Here is an 18,806-nt window from a genome sequence, read left to right as displayed (position 1 = left end):
CTTCCAGTTTGTTTATGGCTCTTTCTTTGCGGTCAGCGACTTAACGATTGAAGGATAAACGCATCGCTCCAGCTGGTTTATCGATGACTTTGTTATTGGCATAAACTAGCGCGCCATTGACCCAAGTCTTTTGAATTTGAGCTGAAAATTCATGTCCAGCAAAAGGCGACCAACCACAGTGATATAAACTGTTTTCGTTGCTAACTCGTGTTGGGGTATGAGCATCAACCAACACCAAATCGGCGTAGTAACCTTCACGAATAAAACCTCGGCCTTGAATGCCATAGCGAATGGCCGGGTTGTGCGCAGTTTTTTCGACTACTTGAGTCAAACTCATATGACCTAAACGGACATGCTCGAAGAGAGTAAGTAACGCATGCTGAACTAACGGCAGTCCGGCTGGAGCCTGCTCGTAAGGCACTTGTTTTTCTTGCCAAGTGTGAGGAGCGTGATCTGTTGCAATGATATCTATTTGCCCCGTATTTAACGCTTTTAACAACGCATCGCGGTCACTAGGAAACTTGATTGAAGGATTACATTTGATCAAATTACCAAGAGCGCCATAATCTTTGTTGCTGAACCAAAGATGGTGAACACAAGCCTCCGCGGTGATTGATTTATCTCGAATGTCTCCCTCGTCAAAAAGTGCTAGCTCCTTCGCCGTTGTGATGTGCAGCACATGCAGTTGGCTGTGATACTTTTTGGCAAGTTCTACCGCATAAGAAGATGAAGCGTAACAGGCCTCTTCGTCACGCAAAATGGGATGGTCTTCGATAGTGAAACCTGGCTTCTTAAGCCTTTGCTTTTGCTGGTTTTGTTTAATAACAGTCCCACTTTCACAATGAGTAACAATGAGTACTGGAGAGTCACGAAAAATTGACTCCAACGCTTGCGGATCTTCGACTAACAAATTTCCTGTTGATGCCCCCATAAATACTTTCACACCACAATGTTGTTTGGGGTTAAGTTGTTTAATCTGTTCAAGATTGTCTTCGGTTGCACCGAGGTAGAAAGAATAATTCGCAAACGAGCTTTCTTTAGCGAGAGCGAACTTGCGCTCTAACGAGTCAATAGTCGTTGTAGCCGGACTAACATTGGGCATTTCCATGTAGCTTGTAATACCGCCGGCTACCGCTGCCCGCGACTCGCTTGCAATTGTGCCTTTATGTGTCAGCCCAGGTTCTCGGAAATGCACTTGATCGTCAATCATGCCTGGCAGTAAATAAGCCCCTTTAGCATCAATTACAATATCTCCGTGTTGTACGGATATATTAGTAGCAATCTTGTCAATTCTTTGATCAACAATACGTAAATCTGTTTCGGTAATGGCTCCTTCGTTGACCACCCGAGCGTTTTTAATCAATGTTGCTGACATAATTCATTCTTTTAGATAATTTGAAAAGGTGGCCAATACTCGGTCACCTTGTGAAGCTATAAGGGGAGATCGTGTGTCTGCCTCATAGGGGGCGGTTTGCGCATTCATCGCAAACACAGGAAATCTCAAATTGTGGGCTAAGAACGGTGAAGCCTTCTTGTATGGCTTTCGCACATACGCTAGAAATAACATTGGCTTCAACCGCTATTTCACTAACCTTTCCACACTGAGAGCAAATCAAAAACTGTGGAACGCCATGCTCCTGATCGCACGCGATTTGAGAACAAACGACGTATTTACTAGATGTATTGAGCTTATGGACAAAGTGCTCTGCTTCAAGGAAATCGAGTATTCGATAAACCGGCATCGCTTGAATGTTTTGAGAAAAGTTGTGATTGCAGTAGTCAACTAGTTCGTAGGCAGAAAGCGGCTTCTCCGCATATAGCAGCGAAGTCAGTATCAATTTCCGTTTAGTAGTGAGTTGTTTACCTCGCAGCAGGCAGATTTTCTCTACCTGCTTCATGACGTCATCTACCGTTTTGAGCTTTCTCATATCTCTAGATGAAATCCAATGTGAGTAGTAAGCGACGTTCATTATCTGCAACATGTGGAGAGCGATGTATAAGTCCAGTGGCTTCATTGCCTTCCCAACCACTTCCTTTGAGCAGGGCAACATCGCCAGGCTGCATTCGTCGTATGACACTTTCAGAGTCGTATAAGCCCGATAGGTGATCAGGTTGACCAAGACTACCGGCACCGAGTTTAGTGCGATCAATGGTATCGTTGGTTAACCATTCGGTCGCTCGGCCGGTATAAGTTATGACAAGTCTGCAAGGCACACGATCAAAGTGAAATTTCGGGCACATCGGGCTGTCTAGGCGAGTTAGTCTCAAACCTGCTTCTTTAACCTCAAACAAACAGCAGAACATATCGACGATTAAAGCAACATCTTCACTCAGCGCATCAGCACACGCATAGCCCTCTAACTTGCTTCGTACCCATTGTGCAGCATCATCTGGCGTGACACTTTGTACCAGTGCCAATCTAGGCTCCTGAGCCAGCATCAGATTAATGTCCTTCGTCAACTCTTTCGAGAGCGTTCGCTGCCATATGGCAATATTGTGCTCTGGTTTGTAGATGTCGCTAAGTATGTTCGCTGATGTCGATATCGCCAACGATGATGTTGTTTGGACACGAAGCGGGTTCTCAACTACATCAATGCTCATATATCTTCCTCCCAAGCGTTAAAAAGGTCAGGTAAAGGTTTTAATAACGTTGATTTTCTAGGGCTATGAGACCTAGTAATCGTTACGATTTCGCTCTAGTTCACGGACATATTGACACAGTCCCACCCCATGTAGAGTCAAGTCAGACAGCGCTTGTGAAGAAATCAACGTTTACTCTCTCTCAATAGGAGACTACTGGTTGTGAGATCAATTCTTTAAACAACAAATTGTAGAGCCCCAAACAAGGAAATGCTATAACATAACAATTAATCTTTTCAATATTTACCTTTTTTGATTAAAGATAATTAGGGGAACATCATGAGCATGCGAGCACGGAAATTATATTCCGCGATTAGAAAAGTAACGCGTGGGTGAATCGCCATAGACCCGACGAAACATCGCAATAAAGTTACTGGGCGTCGAATAACCTAAAGCATGTGCAATATCTCCCACCGATTCCCCTCGAGCTATCATTTCTAATGAATGTATTAGCAGTACTTGTTGCCGCCATTCACTAAAACTCATGTTTAACTCACTACGAATCAATCGTCTTAACGTCCGAGATGAGACTGCCCCGATATTGGCCCAATGCTCCACAGAATGCTTGCTGTTTGGGTCTATTAAAATTGCTTGAGTAACTTTTTGCAGTCTCGGATCACTGGGCAGTGGGATGTGGAGTGACTCATGAGGGCTATTGACGATTTCATCGGATATTACGGCAAGAATACGTAAAGACTGTATGGATAGATCGTCTGTTTTACTCCATATCGATGCTCTAACCGATAGGGCTTTCAACACATCGCTCATTTGGATCACGCAAGGTCTCATTGGAAACCGCTCACAACTCTCTGGAGTAAACAGTAATGAACGACCTTTCAGAGAACCACAAAAATAAACACTGTGCATCGCACCCGGGGGGATCCAACCAGCTCGGTGAGGTGGTAGTATCCACGTTCCTTCATCGGTTTTGACCTGAATTAGCCCTTCATCTATACACAGTAACTGGCCTCGATGATGACTGTGCCAATTATGTGGCCGTTGATCCAAATGGTTGAAGTCGCTCCTTTCATGCTGCCACTCCTTAGCGATCAGTGCGGCACCATTTTTCCATTCGCTGTAATCAGAGTTTGTCACTTTATTTACTCAATTCCATTTTGGCCATTATTCATTATTTTCTGTCCTCTTAACGTTACCATAGCAAGTTAGCGTTCGAGTAACATTTTAGCAACGATCATTTTATCGAAGGCAGAACCATCATGAACGAACCTATCTTTATTATCTATTACATTACAGCAGGCTTGGGCATTGGCTTTCTCGCAGGACTCGTTGGTGTGGGTGGTGGTGGAATGGCCGTCCCTATTTTTGCGTTTCTATTTTCACTACAGGGAATAGCTGATACGGAAGTAGTGCATCTTGCGTTAGGGACATCAATGGCTTCGATGATTGTTACAACATTGGGCAGCATGCGCGCTCACTACAAAAAAGAGAATGTAGACTCGACAATGGTAGTAAAAATGTTGAGCGGAGTTCTAGTCGGAACATTTTGCGCCACATTCGTAGCATCGTATCTACAAGGAGTCTATCTGGCAGGCTTTTTCAGCGTATTCATGTTGTATGTTGCTTATAAGATGTTTCTCAACACTGAAAATGAGTACAATCCGAACCCACATGGGGCTATCGGTAATATCACTGTAGGCTCGGTGATTGGCTCTGTATCAGCACTTGTCTCTATAAGCGGTGCGGGGTTGATCATCCCCTATCTTGTCCAGCAAAATTTTGAGGTAAAACGTGCTATTGGTACCTCTGCTGCGATAGGTTTCCCTATCGCGCTGTCAGGAAGCCTCGGTTACATGTTAAACGGATGGGGAAACACAGATTGGAACAACTTAGTATTAGGATACATATACCTTCCTGCAATGCTCAGCTTCTCCATTAGTAGCTACTTAACTACTAGCCTCGGCGTGCGTTGTGCAGAGTATTTCCCAAATAAAGTTCTTAAGAAAATCGTTGGTATTTTGTGTGTTCTTCTAAGTTTCAAAATGTTGGTACAAGTACTTAGTTAGAGCAAATAACACGGTCACTAGTAGGCCTTGCACTATGGTGAAAGGATAAGCCTGCAAAAACTTACTTCTCGCTTTGCTGGTCCAAGCACACAATGTGTAAGAAAGCTCCTCATTGTTGCACTCTTATGACTTTGTTAACCTGGCCAGAATTACATCCAAAATGTGCTGATGATTGTCCTTTCTGGAAACCTCGTCACGCTCCTGACAAAGTGCTTCCTCCCCTTCTGATGCGAGAATTTTAATGCCACGCTCAGTACATTCTGCGAACGCACTAAACTGACTCGCACTAGGAATCTCTTGAAACGTCACATTGGGAAGATCAACAAGTGATTCGGCTGGTGTCAGTGCGGGATGTAGCCGATCAGAAAGCGTCACCACGGTGATAGCATTGTTCATCAAAGCCAGAGTTTCAGGGACAAAAGTTTTCGTTAGCTCAGGGTTGATAACGACGACCGATTTCAGTTTGTTTTCAGACTGAAATCGGGGGAATTTTTGATCCGGGATGCTGGTAATATCAACGTTATTTTCACGTAACCAATGACAGTCTACATTGGTGGCGTTGTGACACGATGTTCGATATTTCTCCGGGCTTATTTGCGCTCCGGAGAGCATCAGCATAGATGTGCCGCCCAGAAAAAAGCCGACCCCCTGCACTGCATCAGTATCTACGCCTCCGGACAGTATCCCGACCGAACTTAATTCGTTCAGCCCAAGCACCAAATCACTGGTTCTGAATGTGATTTCATCAACAGCCATTTCTGCATTGATTTCGTTCGGTGCAGGAGGCTTTGGTACCACAACGACATAACCTTGTTGCGCCAGGCTCGAGGCTATCCAACCACTGTGGGAAAACGCTGACCGTGTTCCGCCCTGCGACAAAAGCACAACGGGAAATTTTCCACTTGCTAAAGGGGCATCTAACTGCGTTTCGACTGATTTAAAAATGTTCCCCCTACCAAACGTGAAATTGTTTTTTTCGTTCGTTGTGGGATACCAATAATAGACTTCTACTGGCTTGTCTCTGTCTTCACTGAATGCCGTTTTGATTGTTAGCGCAGAATGGTATTTCGGCTCATTCGTACTGGCGCTGGCACTGACACACAATGTAGCGAGTAGAAAAGACATTATTATTTTGGTTTTCATTTTTCCCTCAGCCGGTCAACACATTATTCTGCACGGCATCTAGAAAAATAACGCGCAGGAGATTCTCCATATATTTTGCGAAACATAGCAATTAAGCTATTCATAGTCGAGGTAACCCAAAGAAAATGATAGACCGCTCCAGCTAGAGCCTTTCTTTTCAATAATTTTCTGCGGATATCCACCATGCAGAAGTTTGTACTTTACTCATTGTAAACGACTAATCATGGCCTCTTAAGGCAACATTAGAAAACCAACCGTATTCACAATCCATAACTCGTAGTTACACCGATGTATATCTAAGTGAGCTGAAGCTTCATTGCCCATCCAGTGCCCTTTGCATTTTTATAGCAAGGTAGCCAAGCACCATTTTATTACGGACCATTGCTGCCCGCACTAACACTTTTGTTTTGTATCGTAACTGATTTGCTTACTGACGTTCTTTAGTTGCACTCCTGCCTTATTAAATGCCTTTTGAATAGTTGTGGAAACATGCTGGCGGCCCTCTCCTTCAAAAAAGTTAGCTCGATCTTGCTTCGTTTCGAATACGCAGACTATTTCTAAGCTTTGTGGAAAAGAAGAGAATTTGACGGTATGAGTCACCCAAAGAAAGCCATCGTAGCCTTTTAGCGTATCTTCACAAACTTCGGTCAACACTTCTCTAATTAGATTCTCGACCTTCTTATCTGATTTGCGCATAAATTAAACTTCATTCCTATCTAACGCCTTTAATTAGGTTTCAGTGTACATTGTCTTAAACAGTATTTGGCAGTGGTATTTAGTCAATAGCCTGTAGATGAGGTTATTCGCACGAAGATTTACCGACCTACTCGCTTCGAACTACATCTTACGCTGTTAAAAATAAGCGCTTTGCAACTCTACAAAACGCTTCTAACTTATTAGATTATTTTAAGTGTGTTTCAAGGAATGCAGAAACCTTGTCCATTGCAATGCCGACTGCTTCTGGATGGTCATACAGTTCATAGTGAGACCAATTTTCCAAATTAACCAGCTGTCGGTCTTTTGATTGAACAGAGCGGCCATAAATTTCCTGCCCATCACGATAAGCACCAAACGCCCCGACTTTTTGCCCTACCACGGCCATAACAGGCTGAGTCAATAACGTTTCGGCAAATGCAAAGGCATCCCAGCTCAGTGTTTTCTGTGCATGTGAAAACAGCATACGAGTTGCACCACCTTCGGTTTGTCCACGTGATGTTTTGTAGTATTCAGTAGCTTCGAACACGTCTCGTTCTGTTAATCCATTTTCTTTTGCAAATTCAATATTTGGAGGAAGAAATTCATCGATTTTCAGCTCTGAGCCGCGAGCTTCGGCTGTTCTCTGTGCAGCCATAGCTTCAAGATTGGCGATAGGGTCGTACATACTAAAGCCTTCACGGAACAAGCGACCTAAGTTAACAGGCGTAATACCTACGACAGCTTTCAAGCGCTTTTCGGTTAGGGCTGAATTGATCATGTAACCACCACCGCCGCAGATACCGAGTCCACCAATTCTATTCTCATCGACATAAGGTAAAGTCACTGCATAGTCGATAACGCGACTGATATCTTCAACACGTTGACTTGGGTCTTCTACGTAGCGAGGCAATCCCCCCGATTCTCCTTGGAAGCTCGCGTCAAATGCGATCACGACGTAACCTAACTCAGCAAGGGCTTTACCATAGACAGCGCTGGATGTTTGTTCTTTACAACTACCAAAAGGATGAACACTTATCATTGTTGGGTAGCGTTTCGATTCATTGAAGCCTTCTGGAAATAAAATTAATGCAGACATATCCCAAGCCATATCAGCATTTCTAAAAGTGATTTTTTGCATATTCATAATCAATACCTTAAGAGTAAAAAGCCTTGAGAGCAGAAAGGCTCGAAGCAATTGAGCCTTTCATCGGGAATATTAAAGAGTGCGTTGGAAGAAAGATGCGAGTTGGGATACTGCGTCATCGACGTATTCGGCAACATCATAAAGCGACATATGGTTTGCACCATCAATGGCATACAAGGTTTTATCTGAACTCGCTGCACGTTCTATCAGGTCATCACTCATCCATTTGCTGCCTGCGTCACTACCAACGACAGCAAGAATTGGCTGAGTTAGGAATGCTTCCGCTTTGTGGTACGCATCGTAAGTAATGATCTGGTTTAAGTTACGAGTTAGAGCAAAACCCGGCGCATTTGGATGTTCACAACGTGGTGTGTGGTAATACTCCCAAGCTTCGCGTAGCTCTGCATTTGAGGCATCTTCTTCACGCATCGGAGCTAGAGGAATAGTCGCGAATTCTGTACCATTCGTGTCGGTTGTGCGAGCATTCGAACCAAATTCTAAGTAACCAACAGCGTCAGCATCGTTAACCGAATTATCCCAACCATTACGGAACATTTGGCCAATGTTTACGGCACTAACCATACCCAGTGCTTTGATTCGACGATCATTGATCGCTGCATTTGCACTATAGCCCGCACCAGCACAAATCCCCATTGCGCCAATTTTATCGTTATCGACGTACTCTAACGTTGTCAGATAGTCGACGACTGCGCTCACGTCTTCAGTACTCGTGTAAGGGTTTTCCATTTGGCGAGGCTCACCTGTACTTTCACCTTGATACGAACGGTCAAACGCAATGGCAATTATGCCGCTTTTTGCAAGTTTACTCGCATATAGGCCTGCGGTTTGCTCTTTTACGCCACCACCTGGGTGTGAAACAACAACCGCCGCATATTGTTTACTTGCATCAAAATCTGTAGGGAAGTTGATAACCGCTGAAATCTCAATACCTTGACCATTGAGATTTTTGAAAGTGACTTTAGACATAGCGACATTCTCCATTAGAGGTTAACTGTTCATCTCAGGCTGACCTAAGCTTCGATGTAATATTAGTCAACACACTGTTTCGGATAAATATCGTTTTATCTACATGACTGTTTAGTTATACTTAACAAATGAGAATAGAACCTTCTTTAATTTCATCACTGACGTGGTTTGGACATATTGCTCGCCATCGCAGTTTCACTAAAGCAGCCTTAGAAATGGGGGTAACCCGTGCTGCCTTATCACAACACCTAAAAGCGTTAGAACAACAGCTACAAGTTCGGTTAATTAATCGAACCACCAGAAGTATGTCGTTGACTCAAGAAGGCCAACGTCTGCTTGATATTTTGCAACCTTCATTGATGAACATTGAGCAGGTCGTTAACGAATTGAACGACTCTCATCTTGAGCCTTCGGGATTAATCCGTATCAGTGTATCAAGAACCGCTGCTCGGCTGCTTATTGAGCCCTATCTAGGTGAGTTCCTCTCTCGTTATCCTAAAATACGCCTAGAGCTAATCATGGATGATGGGTTTTCTAACATCGTCGCAGAAGGCGTTGACGCTGGCATTCGCTTAGGATTAAGCTTAGATGAACATATGGTTGCGGTCCCTATTACTCCGCCGTTAACAACGGCAATAGTGGGCTCTCCTGAATACTTTAGGCAAAATGGACTACCTCAAACTCCTGAGGATTTAGAAGGTCACAATTGCCTTGCTTATCGTTTTACCTCTAGCGGAACAATTGATCATTGGTCGCTAACCTCTCCAGATGTTGCAAAGCGCACCCTCGTTTTCGAGCCTAAAGGCAATGCTATTTTTAATGATGACTATAGTATGTTACAAGCTGCAATACAGGGTGTGGGTTTAGTGAAGCATATTGATTTATGGGTGGAAAAGCACATAAATGAGGGAAGATTGACCCGAGTTCTGACACCTTGGTGCAAAGAGTTTCCTGGGTTTTATTTATATATACCTTCACGAGAGCATATGCCGAAAAAAATCCGCGTCTTGATGGATTTTTTAATCGAAAAGCGCGAAGCTCTGAAACTCAAAGAGTAATTACCAAATTGCTTTAAGTAAAAAAGCGAGCACGAGGCTCGCTTTTAACTTTCTGTTTTCGTTATATATTACAATAGCTCAACCGATTGTTTAGCTATCACAAATTCCTCGTTAGTAGGAATAACAAGAGCTTTGGCACCTAATAACTCAGATGTTGCAATAACACCTGCGTTACCAAATCTTGCATCTTCGTTACCTTTCTCATCTTCAACAAAACCTAACAGTTTTAGGTTTTTCAAGATTTCACGACGAATTGGTAGTGAGTTTTCACCAATACCACCAGTGAAGATGATGCCGTCTAATGAATCCAGAGCCGCTAGGTAGGAAGTAATGTATTTCGCAACGCGGTAAGTGAAGATCTCAAATGCCAACTTCGCACGTGAATTCCCCGCTTCCATTGCTTCTAGTACGCCACGAGCATCACTTGTCACACCAGATACACCTAAGAAACCTGACTTCTTGTTCATCATCTCGAACACTTCGTCTTTTTCCCAGCCTTTACGGAAAAGGAACTCGATAACACTTGGATCAAGGTCACCACAGCGAGTGCCCATCATTAGGCCAGCTAACGGCGTCAAACCCATACTTGTATCAACACATTCGCCATTTTTAACCGCACTCACTGATGCACCGTTACCTAAGTGCACAGTGATAAAGCTGCTTTCTTCAACCGGCTTATCTAGCATTTTCGCTGCTTCACGGCTTACGTAGTAGTGGCTTGTACCGTGAGCACCGTAACGACGCACTTTATGCTCTTCGTAAAGCTCGTAAGGAAGTGCGTACATAAAGGCTTTGGCTGGCATTGTTTGGTGGAAAGCAGTGTCAAATACAGCAAATTGAGGCAGTGAAGGGAACGCCGCCATTGCCGCTCTCATGCCTTCAGCGTTCGCTTTGTTATGAAGTGGTGCAAGTTCAGCAAGGCGCTCTACTTCTTGAATAACTGTTTCATCAACTTTCACAGTTCCTTTAAAGGTTTCACCGCCTGCGACAATGCGATGGCCTACAGCGACAAATTTTGAGCTCAAACCTAGAGTATCGAGTAGTTTTACCACTCGCTCAACAGCGTACTGATGATGGTTGCCACCAGCTGGAATTGCTTCAACGGTTTTTTCTCCCTGATATTTCCAACTGATTTCAGCTTCAGGTAGGCCAAAACACTCACCAATACCTGATACCAAAGCTTCACCGGTTTCAGAATCAATAACAGCAAATTTTAATGAAGAGCTACCAGAGTTGATCACCAGTACAAACGAATTAGACATGAAATAGTTATCCTGTTGTAGAGCAGAGGTTGTAATAGCGCTTGTGCGCTGCGTACTTCTTGTTTGTCCCTCTATTATTCAATAATTTTTTAATCTTTCAACAATCTTTTAGTAAAAGCGATTTGATTGAACAAATTTTGTTGATCTGTAGCAAGTTTTGATTTTATTTGAAGACTAAAAAATATCACTTGTTAAACATAATTTATGAATAGGTCAATTTGTACAAAGTCAGATATATAAGCTACGTTGTTTATTGGGTGAACAAAAATAACAAACCAATCAATAAATCGGGGTAATAATGTGCCCACTATTGCATTTCTATTAGTGATCTTAGGTTTGATTTTGCTCTGCTGGGGATGGCAGATGACAAAAAACATCTGCTCGAAAACTGACGTAACCGGGTGGACTTTCCTATTATTGTTAATCAGCTGTTTCATTTTTGCTTATGCCGTTTTTTTGCACGCTATCATGCAAAAACCTATTACTTCTCTCTTAGAAACGGGGGTTTCTCTTATACTTTTTGGCGGCAGTATCTTTGTCGTGCTGGTGATTAAGTGGAGCAACGATTCGATATTAAAGCTTCATACTGTTGCTGAAAGAGAGAAGCGCAATGCCGTCCATGACGCTCTTACTGGGCTCCCTTATCGTAAATACTACTTTGAGTCTATCGAAGACATGACACAACCTGAAGGCCAATGACTGATTCAAATTATGAGATAACCTCAAAAACGTCGAAAGATTGATAATACGTTTCAAGGTAAGCTGGTTAATTTCTTTTCACAGCAAGCCGCACTGAAGGCTCCCGCTCTATCGTTGAGAACACGATTGCGCTAGCACATGGATTAGGGTATTCGGTCGTAGCAGAAGGCGTTCAAGACATGGACACACTGCATTTTTTGAGAAGTCGAGGCTGTGACATCATTCAGGGTTACTTGTTCTGCCCTGCCCTTAGACGAAGTAATAAGTTGGGTAAACAAACACGATGAAAAGCAAAACCGTATTAGACGCGCATAAAAAAGCCGAGCGCTTTGCTCGGCTTTCAATTCTTTTTGTAGCAACTTAAACCGTCGCTTTAATCACTCGTGATTATGCGTCTGTACGACGGCCACGACCGTGACCACGTTCACCACGATGTGCACCACGGTGATCACCACCACGGTTGCGATCGAAACGACGTTCGCCACCTTCACGATTACCATCGCGGTTGCCGTCACGGTTACCACGGAAACCACCTTCGCGACGACCGCCTTCACGACGATCACCACCACGATTGCCGCCTTCGCGGTTGCCACGGTAACCACCGCCATCACGACGACCACCATCGCGACGACCACCGTCACGGCGACCACCACGAGACTCGCGGAAATCATCGAAGTCACATACTACAGCACCAACATCTTGTTGACGGATACGTAGTTTGCTTAGCTTGTTCGCCGCGTCTGAAGTCATTGCTTTAGGTAGCTGTACGAATGTGTGACCTTGAGCTAGTTTGATCGCACCGATAGAACCTTTACCTAGACCTAGTTCGTTTGCTAGAGCGCCAACGATGTCTTTAACTTGAACGCCTTGCTCACGACCAACTTGAAGCTGGTAAGTATCCCAGTCTTGGTTGTTGAAGTTACGACCGCCGTCGCGACCACCTTCACGGCGCTCTTTACGACGTTGCTTGTCACGCTCAATTGCTTCAACCATTGGGTCTTCGCCAATATAGAACAGAGGACGTTTGCCTTGCTGACGCTTAAGAAGCATAGCAGCAAGTGTTGCAGGGTCGATGTCTAGAGAAGTTTGTAGTTTCTCTACCAACTCAGCAAATTTGTCTAGTGCTTTGTGCTCTTTCTCTGCTTCAAGCTCAGCGCCTAGCTTAGCTAGACGAGCTTCAGCAACTTGGTCACGTAGAGGAAGTTGGATTTCTTCCATAGATGACTTAGTTACACGCTCGATAGTGCGAAGCATACGAATTTGGTTAGTGCGAACTAGAAGGATCGCTTTACCTTTACGTCCAGCACGGCCAGTACGACCGATACGGTGGATGTATGACTCAACATCAAATGGGATGTCGTAGTTAAATACGTGCGTAATACGTGGAACGTCAAGACCACGAGCTACAACATCAGTTGCAACTAGGATGTCAATAACACCTTGTTTGATGTGATCAACAGTACGTTCACGTAGAGACTGAGGAATGTCACCGTGCAGTGCAGCTGCTTTGAAGCCACGTGCAGATAGCCAGTCAGCCAGACGCTCAGTATCTTGACGAGTACGTACGAATACGATTGACGCGTCAGTTTCTTCAGTTTCAAGAAGACGAGACATTGCTTCATCTTTCTCTACACCTTTCACTACCCAGAACTGTTGTTGAACTTTGTCTACAGTGTGGTTTTTACCAGCAACGTCAACCGTTACAGGGTCACGAAGGAAACGTTCAACGATCTTCTTCAGCATTGGAGGCATAGTTGCAGAAAACAGAACGCGTTGTGCTGACTCTGGAGCGTGCTCCATGATCGCAGTTACGTCATCTACGAAACCCATGTTTAGCATTTCGTCTGCTTCATCAAGAACGAAAGTACTAACTTCGTCTAGGTGTAGACGTTCGCGATTGATAAGATCTTGAACACGGCCTGGAGTACCGACAACTACATGAGCGCCACTTTTAAGAGCACGCATTTGGTCGACAATAGATGCGCCACCGTAAATCTCTAGAACTTTCAAACCTTTGATGTTTTTACCAAGGTTTTTCATTTCCGCTGCAACCTGAATTGCCAGCTCACGAGTCGGAGCAAGTACAATCGCTTGCGGTTTGCGTTGGTTTAGATCGAGTTTGTTGAGAAGAGGCAGAGAGAACGCTGCTGTTTTACCTGTACCTGTTTGAGCTTTACCCAGCGCGTCAGCACCTTCCAATAGGTGTGGGATTGCCGCAGCCTGAATTGGAGTTGGTGACACGAAACCCATTCCGTCTAGAGCAGAAAGGATAGAATCATTCAGAGATAAATCACTGAATTGAATAACAGAATCTTGCATTGGGATCCTACTTAATTAAACAAAAAAACAGTCCCATATGCTCTTCCAATTCGATACTGATCCATCCAGATACTGATTCCATTCAGACGGGAACACAGCACAGTACACAACCGCGATAAGCCATTAGGGACGACTAAGGGAGGCGGATTATTCCTTAAAAGCATAAAAAAATCCAGAAAAAATTGAATTACATCACAATTTATTCTCAACAATGGTATTTTTAGCATATTTTTCCACCAACCCTACCATTCCCCGTAGATTCGCGTAACTCACAGATGAGAATTTCATCAATATTTAAGCCAATTTCTCGTGGTTAAATTGGCAAAATTCACGGCGAAATTACGCTCCACAGGTAGTAATAATAGCTCGCAATGATTATAGTGTGCCCAACTCCATAGGTAATTTAAGAAAAGATGTTTCAAGATAACCCACTACTCGCTCAGCTTAAGCAGCAAATCCAAGAAAACCTGCCTAAAAAAGAAGGCTCAATAAAAGCCACAGATAAAGGCTTTGGCTTTTTGGAAGTGGACAGTAAGACGAGCTTCTTCATCCCGCCTGCGTACATGAAAAAGTGCATGCACGGTGACAAAGTCATCGCCATTATCCGCACCGAAAATGAACGCGAAGTTGCAGAGCCACAAGAGCTGCTAGAACAAGCCGTGACTCGCTTTATTGGTCGAGTAAAAATGTTCAAAGGCAAGCTCAACGTAGCACCTGATCACCCACAGCTTAAAAAGCTATCTCTTAAAGCGAAACTAAAGAAAGGTCTAAAACCTGACGAGTTCGCCGAAGGTGATTGGGTTGTCGCACATCTTATTCGCCACCCTCTAAAAGGCGATAACTCTTTCTTCGTAGAAATTTCTGAAAAAATCACTGACGCGAATGATAAAATTGCGCCTTGGTGGGTAACGCTTGCTCAAAACGATCTACCAAACTCTGAGCCAGCAGGCATCGATAACTGGGAACTGAAAGACGACGCGGAGCTAGAACGCGTAGACATGACTCATGTTCCATTCGTCACTATCGACGGTGAATCGACTAAAGATATGGACGATGCGCTGTACGCGAAGAAAACCGTATCTGGCGATTTCGAACTCACCATCGCTATTGCGGACCCAACCGCTTACATCACACCTGAAGATGAAATGGATAAAGTAGCGCGTGAGCGTGGCTATACTATCTATCTTCCAGGACGCAACATCCCGATGCTACCTCGCGATTTAGCGGACAACCTATGTTCTCTGATTGAAGGTGAAACCCGCCCTGCTATTTGCTGTACCGTAACGGTAAGTAAAGATGGTGTGATTGGCGACGATATTAAATTCTTCGCGGCAAACATCAAATCACATGCACGCCTAGCATACGATCACGTGTCTGATTGGTTAGAAAACGGCAGCTCTGAAGCATGGACGCCATCTGAAGAGATCGCGACCATCGTTCGTGATCTTTATGAGTTCTCTCTTGCTCGCGCTGAATGGCGTGAGAAAAACGCAGTGGTCTTCCCTGATCGTCCTGACTACCGTTTTGAGCTCAGTGAAGATAACGATGTAATCGCTATCCACGCAGACATGCGCCGCAGTGCAAACCGTCTTGTTGAAGAATCCATGATTACCGCAAACATCTGTGCAGGTCGTACATTACGCGATAAATTTGAAACAGGTGTCTTCAATACGCATGCAGGTATCAAGAACGAGAAGATTGAAGAAGTGGTTCAACTTGTCAATCCAGAAGGCCAGTTGGAGTTCACAGCGGAGTCTATTGCTACGCTAGAAGGCTTTGCTGCGTTGCGCCGCTGGTTGGCAGCTCAAGAAACGTCTTATCTAGATAACCGCATTCGTAAGTTCCAAGCATACAGTGAGGTGGGTAATCAGCCTCTGCCTCATTACGCAATGGGTTTAGACATCTATGCAACTTGGACATCACCAATTCGTAAATACGGTGATATGATCAACCACCGTATGTTGAAGGCCGTCATCCTTGGTAAAGAACCCGTACAAAAACCAGATGACCAAGTAGGCGAAGAGCTAGCTCTACATCGTAAACATCATAAAATCGCTGAGCGAAATGTCTCAGATTGGCTATATGCACGCACGCTTGCTGATGAGCCGAGTAAGAAAACTTGTTTCACAGGTGAGATTTTCGATATTAATCGTGCAGGCGCACGTGTCCGACTTCTCGAAAATGGCGCAGCAGCCTTTATTCCTGGTGCACTAATTCTTGATAATAAAGAAAGAATTGAGTGCAATGGCGACAACGGTACCATCTCTATCGATAAAGAGGTCGTATACAAACTTGGGGATACATTGGAAATTGTCCTTACGGACGTAAACCAAGAAAACCGCAGTTTAGTTGCAAAGCCAACCCAGGTATTCGCTGAACAACCAGCAGCACAAACAGAACAGACTGTAAGTGAGTAATACCGAATGAAGTTAAAAGGCGCTCTATTGAGCGCCTTTTTTATTTGTTATGTAAAACGATAAGAAAGAGTATGCCGAACATTGAGATCATTCGCTTTAATCACTTCACTGCGCGCAAAAGTGAGCGTTACACTGCAACACATAATGGGTTATATATTGTTGAAGAAGGTGCCCTATTAGTTCATCAACCTAATGGCGAGCAATTTGAACTTAAAGCCGGAGATTTCACACTCTATAACTCCGCAGATCTGAGCAGTGCAGAAGCCGTCTCTAGTGACGGAGGCTTTAAAGCACTGGCTTTAGTCTTCAATCCAAATATATTCTGTGACTTTAAGAAAGCGCACCCGATGCTACGTTCCAAAACGGAAGAAAGGCGCTTCTATCCTTTTTCAACGCAATCCAGTAGCGAAGTAGCACAATTGAAGGACATGTTGGTTAAGTTAGCGAGTCGCAATGCTCCAGACTACACACAAAGCCATATCGCAATGGCATTGCTGTCGTTGATGGTTGAGGTAGAGCCAAACATCCTATCTATCATAGATGATGCAAGTAGCCTGAGCGACTCTCAAAAAGCCATTAAGTACATTGAGGGTAATATTGAAAAAGACATCACGCTAGAAGGCTTAGCGGCTCATATGAGCATGTCCATCGCAACCTTAAAACGTCGCCTCGCCGCAGATGATCTTTCGTTTTCTCAGATATTAAAGGTGAAACGGATAAACTTCGCAGCAACCCAACTGCGCAAGTCAGAAAAATCAATAACAGAAATAGCGTTTGAGTCTGGCTTTAAAAGTGCAGCGCATTTCAGTACAGCATTTAAATCCGTTTACAACATGACCCCCAAAGACTTTAGAAACCAAGTTGTTAGGCCTAAAGTATAAATCATGTCGGCATTCGCATCCGTTGGGCTCGCCCTATTCCCAAAAACACGCTTGAGGATCGCGCTCCAACTCGTTGAGTAAGTCCTCAAGCATTCGGCTAAATGGAAGTGGCTTATAAGGCACCCACCTTAACAGCTCGTTGTGATATGTGGGAACATAGAAATACCAAAGTTGGTTTTCCTCATCAAACATGATCTTCGCGACGGGAGAAGTATACTCGCTATGCTGGGAGTCGAGGAGAAAATGCGCCCGATGAAGCTCAACGCCATTTTCTACTAGCTCATAGAGGCACTTGCCCTGTTCGACAGGCAAGTTAGCATTACGCGCAGAGCAGAGCGATTGAACTGATTTGTATAAACGACTTGTCGCCATTTGGGACACTGACATCAACGTTCTCCCGATGGATGATAGTTAGAGCTGTCGATCCTAGTATATAACCTTTACATCATCACCGATGGTAGTTATCTACCTAACTCAAGTATAAGATAGCTATATTATCATTTGCCCAGATTATCATCTCAGTCCACTTGGAAACGCTAGCTCCATCACCTCTTGACTAGAAACAATTCCCCTGTTTAGCGCTAACAGTTCACAAAAGTGTAACCTGAACGCAATATCATAAACTCTGCTTTATCCCGTATATGGAGTTTAATATGTTACGTTTTACTGTGGCGACGTTATTGGCCATAGCAGTCTCCCTCCCTACCATTGCAAAAGAAATCAACATCTCGGGTTCAACGTCGGTTGCTCGTGTGATGGATGTACTTGCTGAGGAATACAACAAAACACACCCAGACGATTACGTTGCTGTTCAGGGCATTGGTTCGAGTGCTGGTATCACCATGGTCAATAAAGGAGTAGCCGAAATAGGCATGAGCTCTCGCTATCTGACTGAAAGCGAAAAAGGTGAAGATCTCAATGTATACCCTATCGCTTATGATGGCCTCGCTGTTGTTGTAAACCGTACCAACTCTGTAGAAAACCTTTCTCAGCAACAGCTGTTTGATATTTACAAAGGTAAGATTAAGAATTGGAAAGAGGTCGGGGGCGCAGATCAGCCTATCGCGGTGGTTACTAGAGAAGCGTCTTCAGGTTCACGTTACAGCTTCGAAAGCTTGCTGGGACTGACCAAAATCGTTAATGATCGCCTTGTCTCGGATATCAGCCCAAACAACTTGGTTGTAAACAGCAACAGCATGGTAAAAACCATTGTTAACCATAACACTCGCGCCATTGGTTTTATCTCTGTAGGGTCAGTAGATCGCTCGATCAAGGCGATTCAGTTAGATGGTATTGACCCAACCTCGACAAACATTAGCAATCATAAGTACAAGTTGGCGCGACCATTCCTAGTGCTATACAAAGTAGATAAGATTAGCGATGCAGGTAAAGGTTTTATCGCTTTCCTTCGTTCAGAGCAGGGACAAAAAGCGATTGCAGATTACGGTTATACGCCAGTAAAAAACTTTAATCAGTAAAAATGAAAAAGAGAGCACCCTGATGCTCTCTTTTACTATGTCGTGTTCTATCCGGTTT

The 18,806-nt window shown here is 44.0% G+C and carries 17 protein-coding genes and 1 pseudogene; 7 read left to right on the top strand and 11 right to left on the bottom strand.

The annotated features are described in order from the left end of the window. Window positions 1-40: 40 nt before the first annotated feature. From R7H07_RS11890 to R7H07_RS11875, 4 genes are all read right to left on the bottom strand, one after another. The gene (locus tag R7H07_RS11890; protein ID WP_047104476.1) at window positions 41-1,375 is read right to left on the bottom strand and encodes a dihydroorotase; all 1,335 of its coding nucleotides are present in this window, start codon (window positions 1,373-1,375) and stop codon (window positions 41-43) included. A gap of 82 nt (window positions 1,376-1,457) precedes the next feature. Further along, window positions 1,458-1,928: a Fur family transcriptional regulator gene (locus R7H07_RS11885; RefSeq protein WP_065275380.1), complete on the bottom strand. Its 471-nt coding sequence runs from the start codon at window positions 1,926-1,928 to the stop codon at window positions 1,458-1,460. A gap of 4 nt (window positions 1,929-1,932) precedes the next feature. Beyond that, window positions 1,933-2,601 (bottom strand): DUF1826 domain-containing protein, encoded by a 669-nt coding sequence (locus R7H07_RS11880; protein ID WP_065275381.1) that lies wholly within the window; start codon window positions 2,599-2,601, stop codon window positions 1,933-1,935. Between the two features lie 339 nt (window positions 2,602-2,940). Then, window positions 2,941-3,735 carry an AraC family transcriptional regulator gene (locus R7H07_RS11875; protein ID WP_047104473.1) on the bottom strand — a complete coding sequence of 265 codons (795 nt, stop codon included), beginning with the start codon at window positions 3,733-3,735 and terminating at the stop codon, window positions 2,941-2,943. A 122-nt stretch (window positions 3,736-3,857) separates the two neighbouring features. On the opposite strand from R7H07_RS11875, the gene R7H07_RS11870 reads away from it, so the two are divergent. After that, entirely contained in the window at window positions 3,858-4,664 is an 807-nt protein-coding gene (locus R7H07_RS11870; protein ID WP_047104470.1) for a sulfite exporter TauE/SafE family protein, read from the top strand. Window positions 4,665-4,787: 123 nt separating this feature from the next. Here R7H07_RS11870 and R7H07_RS11865 read toward each other — a convergent pair whose 3' ends face one another. The 4 genes from R7H07_RS11865 to R7H07_RS11850 form a co-directional block, all read right to left on the bottom strand. Continuing rightward, window positions 4,788-5,807 (bottom strand): alpha/beta hydrolase family protein, encoded by a 1,020-nt coding sequence (locus R7H07_RS11865; RefSeq protein WP_054574366.1) that lies wholly within the window; start codon window positions 5,805-5,807, stop codon window positions 4,788-4,790. A gap of 393 nt (window positions 5,808-6,200) precedes the next feature. Then, on the bottom strand, window positions 6,201-6,503 hold the full coding sequence (locus R7H07_RS11860; RefSeq protein WP_054574367.1) for a hypothetical protein: 303 nt from the start codon (window positions 6,501-6,503) through the stop codon (window positions 6,201-6,203). Between the two features lie 205 nt (window positions 6,504-6,708). Next, complete coding sequence (locus R7H07_RS11855; RefSeq protein ID WP_206958923.1) at window positions 6,709-7,647, bottom strand: alpha/beta hydrolase; 939 nt, start codon at window positions 7,645-7,647, stop codon at window positions 6,709-6,711. A 72-nt stretch (window positions 7,648-7,719) separates the two neighbouring features. Then, window positions 7,720-8,634, bottom strand: coding sequence for an alpha/beta hydrolase (locus R7H07_RS11850; RefSeq protein WP_017821078.1), 915 nt, complete (start codon window positions 8,632-8,634; stop codon window positions 7,720-7,722). Between the two features lie 128 nt (window positions 8,635-8,762). On the opposite strand from R7H07_RS11850, the gene R7H07_RS11845 reads away from it, so the two are divergent. After that, window positions 8,763-9,692 carry a LysR family transcriptional regulator gene (locus tag R7H07_RS11845; RefSeq protein ID WP_065275382.1) on the top strand — a complete coding sequence of 310 codons (930 nt, stop codon included), beginning with the start codon at window positions 8,763-8,765 and terminating at the stop codon, window positions 9,690-9,692. 68 nt (window positions 9,693-9,760) lie between these two features. Here R7H07_RS11845 and R7H07_RS11840 read toward each other — a convergent pair whose 3' ends face one another. Beyond that, window positions 9,761-10,954, bottom strand: coding sequence for an acetate/propionate family kinase (locus R7H07_RS11840; RefSeq protein ID WP_005375697.1), 1,194 nt, complete (start codon window positions 10,952-10,954; stop codon window positions 9,761-9,763). A 468-nt stretch (window positions 10,955-11,422) separates the two neighbouring features. Between R7H07_RS11840 and R7H07_RS23925 the strand changes: the two genes are divergently transcribed. Beyond that, window positions 11,423-11,653 carry a hypothetical protein gene (locus tag R7H07_RS23925; RefSeq protein WP_224721257.1) on the top strand — a complete coding sequence of 77 codons (231 nt, stop codon included), beginning with the start codon at window positions 11,423-11,425 and terminating at the stop codon, window positions 11,651-11,653. A gap of 71 nt (window positions 11,654-11,724) precedes the next feature. After that, window positions 11,725-11,968, top strand: a pseudogene (locus tag R7H07_RS23920) (EAL domain-containing protein); the annotation flags it as partial. A gap of 72 nt (window positions 11,969-12,040) precedes the next feature. Here R7H07_RS23920 and R7H07_RS11830 read toward each other — a convergent pair. Next, window positions 12,041-13,972 (bottom strand): DEAD/DEAH box helicase, encoded by a 1,932-nt coding sequence (locus R7H07_RS11830; protein ID WP_005375680.1) that lies wholly within the window; start codon window positions 13,970-13,972, stop codon window positions 12,041-12,043. Window positions 13,973-14,385: 413 nt separating this feature from the next. Here R7H07_RS11830 and rnb point away from each other — a divergent pair, with 413 nt between their 5' ends. Both rnb and R7H07_RS11820 read left to right on the top strand, forming a co-directional pair. Continuing rightward, window positions 14,386-16,389, top strand: a complete 2,004-nt coding sequence (gene rnb, locus R7H07_RS11825; RefSeq protein ID WP_017635749.1) for an exoribonuclease II — start codon at window positions 14,386-14,388, stop codon at window positions 16,387-16,389. Between the two features lie 71 nt (window positions 16,390-16,460). Next, entirely contained in the window at window positions 16,461-17,270 is an 810-nt protein-coding gene (locus R7H07_RS11820; protein WP_017635750.1) for a helix-turn-helix transcriptional regulator, read from the top strand. A gap of 33 nt (window positions 17,271-17,303) precedes the next feature. Here R7H07_RS11820 and R7H07_RS11815 read toward each other — a convergent pair whose 3' ends face one another. Then, complete coding sequence (locus tag R7H07_RS11815) at window positions 17,304-17,657, bottom strand: DUF3024 domain-containing protein (protein WP_017821084.1); 354 nt, start codon at window positions 17,655-17,657, stop codon at window positions 17,304-17,306. Between the two features lie 266 nt (window positions 17,658-17,923). Here R7H07_RS11815 and R7H07_RS11810 point away from each other — a divergent pair, with 266 nt between their 5' ends. Beyond that, entirely contained in the window at window positions 17,924-18,748 is an 825-nt protein-coding gene (locus tag R7H07_RS11810) for a phosphate ABC transporter substrate-binding protein (RefSeq protein ID WP_017635752.1), read from the top strand. The last annotated feature ends 58 nt before the right edge of the window (window positions 18,749-18,806 follow it).

The sequence above is a fragment of the Vibrio sp. Vb1127 genome (genome assembly GCF_033338735.1).
GTDB classification, from domain to species: Bacteria; Pseudomonadota; Gammaproteobacteria; order Enterobacterales; family Vibrionaceae; genus Vibrio; species Vibrio alginolyticus.
This window is presented reverse-complemented; position numbering and strand designations above follow the sequence as displayed.